The sequence below is a fragment of the Streptomyces sp. NPDC016562 genome (genome assembly GCF_043076955.1).
Lineage (GTDB): Bacteria > Actinomycetota > Actinomycetes > Streptomycetales > Streptomycetaceae > Streptomyces.
Window position 1 is genome coordinate 1,345,961 of the sequence record NZ_JBIBRZ010000001.1, and the last position, 12,575, is coordinate 1,358,535.

General features: G+C 73.4%; 8 protein-coding genes. 4 read left to right on the forward strand and 4 right to left on the reverse strand.

The features are described from left to right. The first annotated feature begins 95 nt into the window (after positions 1-95). Together paaK and ACF059_RS06255 are read left to right on the forward strand one after the other, a co-directional pair. Positions 96-1,424: a phenylacetate--CoA ligase PaaK gene (gene paaK / locus ACF059_RS06250; protein ID WP_392052077.1), complete on the forward strand. Its 1,329-nt coding sequence runs from the start codon at positions 96-98 to the stop codon at positions 1,422-1,424. A gap of 70 nt (positions 1,425-1,494) precedes the next feature. Beyond that, positions 1,495-2,349 (forward strand): YhjD/YihY/BrkB family envelope integrity protein, encoded by an 855-nt coding sequence (locus ACF059_RS06255; protein ID WP_392052080.1) that lies wholly within the window; start codon positions 1,495-1,497, stop codon positions 2,347-2,349. Positions 2,350-2,370: 21 nt separating this feature from the next. Here ACF059_RS06255 and ACF059_RS06260 read toward each other — a convergent pair whose 3' ends face one another. Further along, complete coding sequence (locus tag ACF059_RS06260; protein WP_392052083.1) at positions 2,371-3,888, reverse strand: fatty acyl-CoA synthetase; 1,518 nt, start codon at positions 3,886-3,888, stop codon at positions 2,371-2,373. A gap of 171 nt (positions 3,889-4,059) precedes the next feature. On the opposite strand from ACF059_RS06260, the gene ACF059_RS06265 reads away from it, so the two are divergent. Further along, positions 4,060-6,552: a penicillin acylase family protein gene (locus ACF059_RS06265; RefSeq protein ID WP_392052085.1), complete on the forward strand. Its 2,493-nt coding sequence runs from the start codon at positions 4,060-4,062 to the stop codon at positions 6,550-6,552. Positions 6,553-6,583: 31 nt separating this feature from the next. Here ACF059_RS06265 and ACF059_RS06270 read toward each other — a convergent pair whose 3' ends face one another. From ACF059_RS06270 to ACF059_RS06280, 3 genes are all read right to left on the reverse strand, one after another. Continuing rightward, positions 6,584-7,696 carry a calcium:proton antiporter gene (locus ACF059_RS06270; RefSeq protein ID WP_392052088.1) on the reverse strand — a complete coding sequence of 371 codons (1,113 nt, stop codon included), beginning with the start codon at positions 7,694-7,696 and terminating at the stop codon, positions 6,584-6,586. A gap of 126 nt (positions 7,697-7,822) precedes the next feature. Next, the gene (locus ACF059_RS06275; protein ID WP_392053102.1) at positions 7,823-9,379 is read right to left on the reverse strand and encodes an acyl-CoA synthetase; all 1,557 of its coding nucleotides are present in this window, start codon (positions 9,377-9,379) and stop codon (positions 7,823-7,825) included. 5 nt (positions 9,380-9,384) lie between these two features. After that, positions 9,385-10,503, reverse strand: a complete 1,119-nt coding sequence (locus ACF059_RS06280) for a nitronate monooxygenase (protein ID WP_392052091.1) — start codon at positions 10,501-10,503, stop codon at positions 9,385-9,387. Positions 10,504-10,742: 239 nt separating this feature from the next. On the opposite strand from ACF059_RS06280, the gene ACF059_RS06285 reads away from it, so the two are divergent. Continuing rightward, complete coding sequence (locus ACF059_RS06285) at positions 10,743-12,560, forward strand: serine hydrolase (protein WP_392053104.1); 1,818 nt, start codon at positions 10,743-10,745, stop codon at positions 12,558-12,560. Positions 12,561-12,575 lie beyond the last annotated feature (15 nt).

Genomic DNA, 12,575 nt, shown 5'->3' on the forward strand with positions numbered 1-12,575 from the left:
AACAGACGATCACTCGTTCGAGTCATTGATTTAACCTCCCGCAGCCTGGCAATCTACCGAATGATCGGTCGGTTGACTCAGGATGAGGTGACGGCATGGCGGTGTACGAGGATCTCCACGACGAAGGCGAGCGGCTCGGCCGCGACGAGCTGGCGGCCCTTCAGCTGACTCGGCTGCGTGCGACCCTGCGGCGCGCCTACGACCATGTGCCGTTCTACCGGCAGGCCTTCGACAAGGCTGGGGTGCGTCCCGACGACTGCCGTTCCCTCGCCGACCTCGCCCTGTTCCCCTTCACCACGAAGGCAGATCTGCGCGACCACTACCCCTTCGGCATGTTCGCCGTGCCGCGCTCCGAGGTGCGCCGCATCCACGCCTCCAGCGGCACCACCGGACGCCCCACCGTCGTCGGGTACACCGACGGGGACTTGTCGACCTGGTCCGATGTCGTCGCCCGGTCGATACGCGCGGCGGGCGGTCGACCCGGCCAGATCGTCCACGTCGCCTACGGCTACGGGCTCTTCACGGGCGGCCTCGGCGCGCACTACGGCGCCGAGCGCCTGGGCTGTACGGTCGTGCCCGCCTCGGGCGGGATGACGGACCGCCAGGTCCGGCTCATCGAGGACTTCCGGCCGGAGGTCATCATGGTGACCCCCTCGTACATGCTGACCTTGCTGGACGAGATGGAGCGCCAGGGCATAGACCCGCGCGCCACCTCGCTGCGGACGGGGATATTCGGCGCGGAGCCGTGGACCGAGGAGATGCGCCGGGAGATCGAGGACCGGCTCGACATCGACGCGGTGGACATCTACGGCCTGTCGGAGGTCATCGGTCCGGGCGTGGCCATGGAGTTCGCGGAGACCAAGGACGGCCTCCATATATGGGAGGACCACTTCTATCCCGAGGTGGTCGACCCGCTGACGGGCGCGGTGCTGCCCGAGGGTGAGCCCGGCGAGCTCGTGTTCACCTCCCTGACGAAGGAGGCCATGCCCGTCATCCGCTACCGCACCCGGGACCTGACGCGACTGCTGCCCGGCACGGCGCGGCCCGCCTTCCGCCGCATGGAGAAGGTCACGGGCCGCAGCGACGACATGATCATCCTGCGGGGGGTCAACCTCTACCCGACCCAGATCGAGGAGGTCCTGCTGCGCACGGCCGGCCTGGCTCCCCACTTCCAGCTGCGGCTGACCCGGGAGGGCCGCATGGACGCCCTGACGGTACGGGTGGAGGCGCGGCGGGAGACGGACGCCGGCCGGCGGGAGGCCGCGGCCGCCGAGGTGGTGCGGGCCGTGAAGGAGGGGATCGGGGTCTCGGTCCGGGTGGAGGTGGTCGATCCGCTGACGCTGGAGCGTTCGGTGGGGAAGATCAAGCGGCTTGTGGACCTGCGCGACGCTGTGGAGGGCCGAGACCTGCGACCGGGCGTCTGAAACCACCTCTTCGGGCCTATTGGGGGTGGCTCCCGGGAGCGCGGCCGCGCCCGCGGGTAGTGCATGGGGCGTGACCTCGATCCTCCGGCGGCTGTACGACCGGCTCCAGGGCTCCCATGCCGGGCTGGCGTGGAGCCGTGGCCGGGAGATGGAGCTCATGCACCGGGCGATGGGCTTCGCGGCCCTCGGGTTCCTCACCCTGGTGCCGCTGCTGATCGTCGTGGCCGCCGCCTCACCGGGCAGCGGTTCGGGCTTCGGCCGCTGGCTCGGCCAGGCCCTCGGGGTGACGCAGGCCTCGCGGGACAAGGTCGAGATGCTGTTCAGCGCGGCGGACCTGGCGCTGGAGCGGACCACCGCGTTCGGACTCGCCGCCCTCGCCGTGTTCGGGCTGACCTTCGGCTCGGCGGTGCAGACCGGCTACGAGAAGGTCTGGGACGTGCCGACCGCCCGCTGGCACACCATGTGGCGGCACGTCGTCTGGCTCGCCCTGCTGGTCTGCTACCTCGCCCTGCTCGTGGAGATCCCCGCCCCCTCGGACAACGCCTTCGGCACCACCCTCGGCTTCCTGGGCGACCTGTTCGGCACCTGCCTGTTCTTCGTCGGCTCGCAGCGCCTGCTCCTCGGCGGCCGGGTCCGCTGGCGGGCCCTGGTGCCGGGCGCGGTGGCGACCAGCCTCGGCCTGCTGGGTCTGCGGATCTTCTCGCAGCTGGTGTTCTCCCCGCTCATCGCGTCGAACGCCGTGACCTACGGCCCGTTCGGGACCCTGCTGGTCGTCCAGTCCTGGCTGGTCGGCGTCGGTTTCGTCGTCTACGGCGGCGCCCTCGTCGGCCGCCTCCTGCACGAGCACTTCACCCTGCGCCGCCTGCGGCGCAGCGGGCTCCTGCCCCCCGAGCAGTTCCCGCCCCGGCACCGGGAGCCGGGCTGACCCCACCGCGGGCGTCGGCCGTCAGGGGGACGGTGCGGTGAAACGCTCGCGCAGTTCCCGCTTGAGGACCTTGCCGCTGGCGTTGCGCGGGAGGGCGTCCACGAAGTGCACCCGCTTGGGGGCCTTGAAGGGGGCGAGCCTGTCCCGCGCGTACTGCATCAGCTCCGCCTCCGTCACCTGACCGCGCGGCACCACGACCGCCGTGACCGCCTCGATCCACCGCTCGTCGGGCAGGGCGACCACCGCCGCCTCGGCCACGCCCGGGTGGGTGTAGAGCACGTCCTCCACCTGCCGTGAGGCGACCAGTACCCCGCCCGAGTTGATGACGTCCTTCACCCGGTCCACCACCGTGAAGTAGCCCTGCGCGTCGCGCACCGCGAGGTCGCCCGAGCGGAACCAGCCGTCACGGAAGGCCTTCTCGGTGGCCTCCGGGTCGTTCCAGTAGCCGAGGCAGAGCTGCGGCGAGCGGTAGACCACCTCACCCGCCGTACCGTCGGGCACGTCCGCGCCGTCCTCGTCGACGACCTTCGCCTCGACGTGGCGCACCGGCCTCCCGCAGGAGTCCATGCGCCCCTCGTGCTCGTCCGGCCCCAGCACCGTGGCCAGCGGGCCGATCTCGCTCTGGCCGAAGCAGTTGTAGAAGCCGAGCCCGGGTAGCCGCTCACGCAGCCGTTCCAGCACCGGGACCGGCATGATCGAGGCCCCGTAGTACGCCTTGCGCAGCGCGCCCAGCTCGCGCTCCGCGAACTGCGGGTGACCGGCCAGGCCGATCCACACCGTCGGCGGGGCGAACAGGCTGTCGGCCTCCCCCGCCTCGACCAGGTCGAAGAGCTGCTCCGCGACCGGTGCGTCCAGGATGGTGTTCCGCGCCCCGACCGCGAGGTACGGCATCAGGAAGACGTGCATCTGCGCCGAGTGGTACAGCGGCAGCGAGTGCACCGGCCGGTCCTCCTCGGACAGGTCCAGCGCGTCGATGGCGCTCTCGTACGCATGGGCGAGGGCCCGGTGGGTCATCATGGCGCCCTTGGGCAGGGCGGTGGTCCCCGAGGTGTAGAGCAGCTGCACCAGCCGCGACGCGTCCGGGCCGACGGCCTCGTAGGGCCGCGGTTCGGCCAGGTCCGCGAGGAAGGACCCGGGCGCGTCGCGCAGCGCCCGTACGGGGTGGCCGTCGGGGATCCGCCCGGCCAGGTCGGGATCGGCGAGGACCAGGGCGCTCCCGCAGTCGCCCAGGATGTGGGCGAGGTCCTCGCCGGTGAGGTTCTGGTTGACCGGGACGTGGGTGAGGCCGGCCCGGGCGCAGGCCAGGAAGGCGATGAGGTAGGCGTCGCAGTTGTGGGCGAAGGTGGCGACCCTGTCCCCCTCGGCGAGCCCGTACCGCTGCCTCAGCACGGCGGCGCCGGTGGTGACGGCCGCGTCGAGTTCCGCATACGTCCAGGTCCGTTCGCGGTAGCGGACGGCCACCCGCCCGGGGACCCTGCGCGCGGTGTCCCGTAGGAGTCCGTCGACCGTCTGGTGGCGCACGTCCCGCTCTGCCGTCATGGCGCGATCCTCGTCGCTCCGTACGGCCGAGGTCAATGACACGGATACCAAACGGGATGTTGACAGATCATCCGACCGCCTGCATGAGTGTGGGGGCACGGACGGGCCGCCCTCCCCCACACCGGGCGCACAGGGCAACCACGCCCGTCCGCAGGCTACTTGGGAGGTACGTTGCACCTCAGCACCCGCCCGGCACTGCGCCGCGCCGCGCTCGCCGGCGCCGCGCTGCTCGCCGTCACGGCCGCGGCGCCGCAGGCGTCCGCGGCGACCGGGGACCGGATACCCTCCGGCGGCGGCCTGTCCGCCGTCATCCGGTACACCGAGAACGGCATCCCCCACATCCTCGCCCGGGACTACGCGCACCTGGGCTTCGGAACCGGCTGGGCGCAGGCCGCCGACCAGGTCTGCGTGCTGGCCGACGGTTTCGTGACCGTCTCCGGTGAGCGCTCGCGCTGGTTCGGCCCCGAGGCCGCACCCGACGGCTCGCTGTCCTCCGCGACCCGCAACCTCCCCAGCGACCTGTACTTCAAGGGCGTCCGGGAGTCCGGCGCGGTGGACGCGCTCCTCGCCGCGCCCGCTCCGGCCGGTCCCGGCAAGGACGTCAAGGAGCTGATGCGCGGCTGGGCGGCCGGCTACAACGCCTGGCTCGCCCAGAACGAGATCGGCGATCCCGCCTGCAAGGGCGCCGGCTGGGTCCGCCCGGTCACCACCGCGGACGTCGCCGCCCGCGCCTTCGCCATCTCGGTCCTCGGCGGGCAGGGGCGCGCCGTCGACGCCATCACGGCCGCCCAGCCGCCGGCGCCGGCCCCGGCGGCCCCCACGACGGCGCCCGCGCCCACGACGGCGACCGCCGCCCCCATGACCGCCGGCGCCCCGACGACCGCCCCGGCCCCCGCGGTCGATCCGCAGGCCGCCGCGCAGGCCGCCCGGGAGTTCTTCGACACGGGCCGCTACGACATGGGCTCCAACGCGGTGGCCTTCTCCGGCTCCACCACCGCCGGCGGCCGCGGCCTCCTGCTCGGCAACCCGCACTACCCCTGGCAGGGCGGGCGCCGCTTCTGGCAGTCGCAGCAGACCATCCCGGGCGAGCTGAACGTTTCGGGCGGCTCCCTGATCGGCGCCCCCGTGGTCGGCATCGGCTTCAACGAGAAGGTGGCCTGGAGCCACACGGTGGCGACCGGCACGCCCGTCAACCTGCACCAGCTCACGCTCGACCCGGCCGACCCCACCGTCTACCTGGTCGACGGGAAGCCGGAGGCGATGACCCGGCGGACCGTCACCGTCGCGGTGGCGGGCGGCGACCCGGTGACCCGCACCCAGTGGTGGACCCGCTTCGGCCCCGTGATCACAGGCATGGGCGCCGGCCTGCCGCTGCCCTGGACGGCGCAGACGGCCTACGCGCTGGCCGACCCCAACGCGGCGAACCTGCGCGGCTCCGACTCCGCGCTGGCCATGGGCAAGGCCCGCTCGGTCGCCGGCGTCCAGGAGGCCCTGGCGCGCACCCAGGGCCTGCCCTGGGTCAACACGGTGGCCGCCGACTCCGCGGGCGGCACCCTCTTCACCCAGAGCCAGGTGCTCCCCCGGATCACCGACGAGCTCGCCGCGCGCTGCTCCACGCCGCTGGGCCGGGCCACGTACCCGGCCTCGGGGCTGGCCGTACTGGACGGCGCGCGCGGCGACTGCGCGCTCGGCTCGGACCCGGACGCGGTGCAGCCGGGCGTGTTCGGCCCGGGCAGGGCGCCGACGCTGCGCGACGCCCCGTACGCCGAGAACTCCAACGACAGCGCCTGGCTGGCCAATGCCGACCGGCCGCTGACCGGGTACGAGCGGGTCTGGGGCAATGTCGGCGCACCCCGCTCGATGCGGACGCGCGGCGCGGTCGAGGACGTGTCGGCGATGGCCGCGCGCGGCGGGCTGACGGTGGGAGACCTGCAGAGGCAGCAGTTCGCCAACCGGGTTCCGGCCGGTGACCTGGCGGCGGCCGACGCGGCGGCGGCCTGCGCCGCACTGCCCGGCGGTACGGCGACGGCCAGCGACGGCTCCGCCGTGGACGTCTCGGCGGCCTGCCCGGTCCTGGCGAGCTGGGACCGCCGCGCCGACGGCACCAGCCGGGGCGCGCTCCTCTTCGACCGGTTCTGGCGCAAGCTGACGGCGTCGACGGCGGCCAAGGACCTGTGGCTGGTGCCGTTCTCGGCGGCCGATCCGGTGCGCACGCCCCGTACGCTCAACCGCACGGCGCCCGGCGTCGGCCGGGCGCTCGCGGACGCGGTGGCGGAGCTGAGGGCGGCCGGGATCGCGCTGGACGCCCCGCTGGGCGAGCACCAGTTCGTGGTCCGCGGCGGGCAGAGGCTGCCGGTCGGCGGCGGCACGGAGTCGCTCGGCGTCTGGAACAAGATCGAGGCGCCGTGGAACGCGGCGGCCGGGGGCTACCCCGAGATCGTGCACGGCTCCAGCCACATCCAGGCGGTCGGCTGGGACGGCGGCCACTGCCCGGTGGCGCGCACCCTGCTGACGTACAGCCAGTCCGCGAACCCGAACTCGCCCTTCTACGCCGACCAGACCCGGCTCTTCTCCCAGGAGCGCTGGGTCACCTCGCGCTTCTGCGAGCGGGACATCCTCACCTCGCCGCGGCTGAAGGTGGTGTGGCCCCGGGAGCGCCGCTGACCGAGGCCCTTGCCTCCTCCTGCCGCCGGCCTCACGGGCTGACGGCCAGGAGGAGGTAGGAGGCCAGCAGGACGAGGTGCACACCGCCCTGGAGCAGGGTGGCGCGGCCCGGCGCGATGGTGAGGGCGCTGACCACGACGGTCAGGGCGAGCAGCACCATGTGGATGGGGCCGAGGCCCAGCAGCAGCGGGCCGGACAGCCAGACCGTGGCCAGGGCGATGGCCGGGATGGTGAGGCCGATGCTGGCGATGGCGGAGCCGTAGGCCAGGTTCAGGCTGGTCTGGACGCGGTCGCGGCGGGCGGCCCGGACGGCGGCCAGGGTCTCGGGCAGCAGGACGAGCAGGGCGATGATCACACCGACGACGGCGTGCGGCAGGCCGGCGTCGGCCACGCCCTGCTCGATGGTCGGGGAGACGGCCTTGGCGTTGCCGACCACCGCGACGAGCGCGACCAGCAGCAGGCCGACGCTGATCAGTGCGGCGCGGGCGGTGGGCGGCGCGGCGTGGGCGTCCGGGTCCTCCGGGGCGCCGGGGCGCGGCTCGGTGGCCACGGGCAGGAAGTAGTCCCGGTGACGGACCGTCTGGACGGCGACGAACAGGCCGTACAGGGCGAGCGAGGCGACGGCCGCGAAGGTGAGCTGGGCGGTGGAGAACTCCGGGCCGGGTCTGCTCGCGGTGAAGGTCGGCAGGACCAGGCTGAGGACGGCGAGCGTCGCGACGGTGGCGAGGGCCGCTCCGGAGCCCTCGGCGTTGAAGACGGCCACCCGGTTGCGCAGGGCGCCGACGAGCAGGGACAGACCGACGATGCCGTTGCAGGTGATCATGACGGCGGCGAAGACGGTGTCCCGGGCGAGCGAGGAGGTCTCGTCGCCGCCGTCGGCCATCAGGGTGACGATGAGGGCCACTTCGATGACGGTGACGGCGACGGCGAGGACGAGGGATCCGAAGGGCTCGCCGACCCGGTGCGCGACGACCTCGGCATGGTGGACGGCCGCCAGCACCGCGCCCGCGAGGCAGAGCGCGACGAGCGCCACCGCGAACGGGGGCAGCGCGCGTCCCCAGCTGAAGGCGAGCGCGACGAGCGCCCCCACGGGGACCACGACGGTCCAGTCGGTCAGGGGCGATCTGCGCGTGTCCGTCCTCATATGAGCCAACGTGCCAGAACTGTCCCTCTGATGCGGCCCGCAACGCACCCCCAGGCAGCTGACGTGGCCCTTCTCACGAACGCCCCGGGCGCGGCGGCCGAGCCGCGCCCGTACGCCCGTACGTCGTCACATCGCGCGCTCGCGGCCCTCCCAGTACGGGTCGCGCAGTCGGCGCTTGTACAGCTTGCCGTTCGGGTCGCGCGGCATCGTCTCGATGAACTCGACCGTGCGGGGGCGCTTGTAGGCGGCGAGCCGCCGTTCGCAGTGGTGCAGGATCTCCGCGGCCAGGGCGTCGCCCGCGGCGAAGCCCTCGGCCGGTTCGATGACGGCCTTGACCTCCTCACCCCAGTCGGCGTGCGGGATCCCGAAGGCGGCGGCGTCCGCGACCGCCGGATGGGTGAGCAGGGCCGACTCGATCTCGGCGGGGTAGATGTTGACCCCGCCCGAAATGATCATGTCGATCTTGCGGTCGCGCAGGAAGAGGTAGCCCTCCTCGTCCATCAGCCCGAGGTCGCCGACGGTGAAGAAGTCGCCGATGCGGTTCTTCCTCGTCTTGTCCTCGTCCTTGTGGTAGCTGAAACCGCCGGTCCTCATCTTCATGTACACGGTGCCCAGTTCGCCCGGGGGCAGCCGGTTCCCGTCGTCGTCGAAGACGGCGAGCTCGCTGATCGGCCAGGCCTTGCCGACGGTTCCCGGCTTCTTCAGCCAGTCCTCCGCCGTCGCGAAGGCGCCGCCGCCCTCGCTCGCCGCGTAGTACTCCTCCACGCAGCCGCCCCACCAGTCGATCATCGCCCGTTTCACGTGGTCGGGGCAGGGCGCGGCGCCGTGGATGGCGTGCCGCATCGAGGAGACGTCGTAGGCGTCCTTCGTCTCCTGCGGGAGTGCGAGGAGCCGGTGGAACTGGGTGGGCACCATGTGGGTGTGCGTACAGGCGTGCTCGTCGATCAGGCGCAGCATCTCCCGCGGCGTCCACTTGTCCATCAGGACCAGCGGATGCCCGATGTGCAGGGCGGCGCCCGCGAACTGCAGGACGGCCGTGTGGTAGAGCGGCGAGCACACCAGGTGGACGTTGCCGTCGAAGGGCCGGATGCCGAAGATGCCGAGGAAGCCGCCGAGGTACGTCTCCTCCGGTGGCTTGCCGGGCAGCGGGCGGCGGATCCCGCGCGGGCGGCCGGTGGTGCCGGAGGTGTAGTTCATGACCCAGCCGAGCGTGCGGTCCTCGGGGGGCGTGCCGGGCCGGCCGTCGAGGAGTTCCCCGTACGGGCGGAAGCCCGGGACCGCTCCGACGGCGTAGCGGTGGCTCGCGGGCAGGTCCGCCTCGTCGGCCGCGGCGGTGGCGGCGTCGGCGAAGCGCTCGTGGGCGATGAGGACCTTGGCGCCGGAGTCGGAGACGATCCAGGCGATCTCGGGGCCGACGAGGTGGTGGTTGACGGGCACCAGGTAGAAGCCGGCCTGGGAGGCGGCGAGGTAGGCGGTGAGGAACGGGACGCCGTTGGGGAGGACCACGGCGAAGACGTCGCCCTTCGTCATCCCGGCCGCGCGCAGGCCGTGGACGAGGCGGTTGACCTCGGCGTGCAGCCGGCCCGCGCTCCACTCCTCGCCCTCGGGGGTGACCAGGACGGTCCGGTCGGGGTCGGCGGCGGCCTGGGCCCAGAATCCGTTCGGCCGCTGGTCCTCGGTCATGGCGCTCACGCCTCCTTCCCGGCTCGGCCGGCGATGCGGTTGATGCGGTCGACGGCGCGCTCGAACCCGGAGGTGAGCTCGTCGAAGACGGCCTGGACGCTGCGTTCGGAGGTCATCTTGCCGACGATCTGGCCGACGGGGGTGCCGAGCAGCGGCTGGACCTCGTACTTCTGGATCCGGGAGACGGCCTCGGCGACGAGCAGCCCTTGCAGGGGCATGGGGAGCGCTCCGGGGCCCGCCGGGTCGTCCCAGGCGTCGGTCCACTCGGTGCGCAGCTGGCGGGCGGGTTTGCCGGTGAGGGCGCGGGAGCGGACGGTGTCGCCGGAGCCCGCGGCGAGCAGCTTCTCGGTGAGGGCCCGGGAGTGCAGGTCCGCCTCGGTGGTCGTGAGCCAGAGGGAGCCGAGCCAGGCGCCCTGGGCGCCGAGGGCGAGCGCGGCGGCGACCTGCTCGCCGCTGCCGATGCCGCCCGCGGCGAGGACCGGCAGCGGGGCGACGGCTTCGACGATCTCGGGGACCAGGACCATGGTGGCGATGTCGCCGGTGTGGCCGCCGGCCTCGTAGCCCTGGGCGACGACGATGTCGATGCCGGCTTCGGCGTGCCGGCGGGCGTGTTTGGCGCTGCCGGCGAGGGCGGCGACGAGGACTCCGTGGTCGTGGGCGCGCGCGATGACGTCGGCGGGCGGGGAACCGAGGGCGTTCGCGAGGAGTTTGACGGGGTAGTCGAAGGCGACGTCGAGCTGGTTGCGGGCGACCTGCTCCATCCAGCCGGTGATCCGCCAGCCCGACGCCTCGCCCTCGGGGAGCTCGGGTACGTGGTGCTTGGCGAGCGTGTCGCGGACGAAGGCGCGGTGTCCGGCCGGGATCATCGCCTCGATGTCGGCTTCGCTGACGCCGTCGACGGCCTTCTTGGCGGGCATGACGACGTCGAGGCCGTAGGGCTTCCCGTCGGTGTGCGCCTGCATCCAGTCGAGGTCGCGCCTGAGGTCGTCGGGGGCGGTGTAGCGGACGGCGCCGAGGACGCCGAATCCGCCCGCGCGGGTGAGGGCGGCGGCAACCGCCGGGAAGGGCGTGAAGCCGAAGATGGCGTGCTCGACTCCCAGTTTCTTGCTCAGCTCCGTCTCCATGGGCGGCAGGATGCCGCAGCCCGGCGGCCGAGGGAAGAGATTTTCTGATGCAGTGTCAGATTCTTTACGGGCCGGGCGGCGGGGAGGGCACCGCCGCGCGGGCAGATACCCACTAGCGTCCGCACCGGACCGGAGACAGGAGGGCCGCAATGGCAGCAGGCACGGGGGCCGAGGGCCGGGCGGACGAAGGGGCAGGGGCCGCGGGCCGGGGGAATGAAGGGGCGGCGGCCGCGGGCCGGATGGACGAAGGGGCGGCGGTCGCGAGCGGGTGCGGGCCGAGCCGTCGGCGGCTCGGCGCGCGGCTGCTCGCGCTCGGCGGGGTGCTCGTCCTGCACGCCGCGCTGCCCGGCGCCGGCGCCGGAGCGGCGGGCCACACCCCGGCCGAGCGCCGCGCGCTCCAGGGACTGCGCCTGCGGTACGGGTCCGCCCGCCAGGCCGGGCTGCTGGAGGAGCACCTGGAGGGCGTCGCACAGGAGGCCCGGCGGTTCCTGGGCCCCTCCCCCGAACACCCCTACTACGCCGGGGCGGTGGTCCTCGCCGGGCGCGGCCGCACCGTCGCGCTGCACCGCGCCATGGGTGACGCCGTACGGTACGCGGACTACGACGGGCGCACCGACCGGGTCCGGGAGTTCCCGGCGGCCGAGCGGATCGCGATGGCCGAGGACACCGTCTTCGACCTTGCCTCGCTGACCAAGCTGTTCACCTCCATCCTGGCCGTGCAGCAGATGGAGCGGGGGCGCCTGGAGCTGGAGGCTCCGGTGACCCGGTACCTTCCGGCCTTCACCGGGGGCGGCAAAGAGCTGATCACGGTCCGTCAGCTGCTCACCCACACCTCGGGGCTGCGCTCGTGGGCGCCGTTCTACCAGGAGTCCACACGCGAGGGGCAGTTGAGGCTGTTGTGGTCGGTGCGGCCGCAGGAGACCCCTGGGACCGTCTACCGGTACTCCGACCTGAACCTCATCGCCCTCCAGCTGCTCCTGGAGCAGATCACCGGCCGCACCCTCGACGTCCTGCTCCACGACGAGATCACCGCTCCGCTCGGGATGCACCGCACGCGGTACAACCCACCGCTCTCCTGGCGCCGGGTCACCGCGGCCACGGAGGTGCAGCGCCCGCCCTGGTCGGGCCTGGACCGCGGGCTGGTGTGGGGCGAGGTCCACGACGAGAACGCGTACGCCCTCGGCGGGGTGGCGGGTCACGCCGGAGTGTTCGGCACCGCCTGGGAGCTGGCCGTCCTGGCCCGCACCCTGCTGGACGGCGGGGCGTACGCGGGACGCCGCATCCTGCGCCCCGCCTCCGTCGAACTGCTCTTCACGGACTACAACACGGCCTTCCCCGGCGACGACCACGGTCTCGGCTTCGAGCTCTACCAGCACTGGTACATGGGCGCCATGGCCACCCCGCACTCCGCCGGCCACACCGGCTTCACCGGTACCTCCCTGGTCCTGGACCCCTCCACCGACTCCTTCCTCGTCCTCCTCGGCAACTCCGTCCACCCCGTGCGCACCTGGCGGGCCGGCAGCGCGCCGCGCGTCGCCGTCGGCAACCGCTTCGCCCGCGCCGTCCCCGTCCGTACGAAGCACGGCGGCGCGGCCTGGTTCTCGGGGATCGCGCCGGGCGCCTCGGGCACCCTCACCCTGCCGCCGCTCACCCCGGCCACGGCCGCCGCCCGCCTGCGGTGCGCCGTGTGGTGGGACACCGTGCCCGGGGAGGGCGCCCTGCACCTGGAGGTCTCGCCCGACGGGGAACACTGGGAGCCGCTGCCCTTCAGCACCGTGCGCTCCACCGGCGGCGCCGCCGAGGCGTGGCCGCGAGGCGCGGTGGGCGGCTGGTCGGGGCGCGTCTGGCACCGCCTCGAAGCCCCCCTCACGGAGGCGTGGGCGGGGAGAGAGGTACGACTGCGGCTGCGCCACACCGCGAGCGGCCGTTACGTCGGGCGGGGGATCTACGTCGACGTGGTCCGGGTGGCGGAGCCGGCCCGCCTCCTCTTCGCGGAGGAGCGCCCCGCCGACGCCGCCCGCATCGAGGCCATCGGCTGGACCCGCTCCTCGGACTGAGAGGCAGGGCGGGCT

Coding starts and splice junctions, on each gene's coding strand:
- ACF059_RS06285 (WP_392053104.1), top strand. CDS start 10,743: ATGGACGAAGGGGCGGCGGTCGCGAGCGGGTGCGGGCCGAGCCGTCGG.
- ACF059_RS06260 (WP_392052083.1), bottom strand. CDS start 3,888: ATGACGGCAGAGCGGGACGTGCGCCACCAGACGGTCGACGGACTCCTA.
- paaK (WP_392052077.1), top strand. CDS start 96: ATGGCGGTGTACGAGGATCTCCACGACGAAGGCGAGCGGCTCGGCCGC.
- ACF059_RS06275 (WP_392053102.1), bottom strand. CDS start 9,379: ATGACCGAGGACCAGCGGCCGAACGGATTCTGGGCCCAGGCCGCCGCC.
- ACF059_RS06280 (WP_392052091.1), bottom strand. CDS start 10,503: ATGGAGACGGAGCTGAGCAAGAAACTGGGAGTCGAGCACGCCATCTTC.
- ACF059_RS06270 (WP_392052088.1), bottom strand. CDS start 7,696: ATGAGGACGGACACGCGCAGATCGCCCCTGACCGACTGGACCGTCGTG.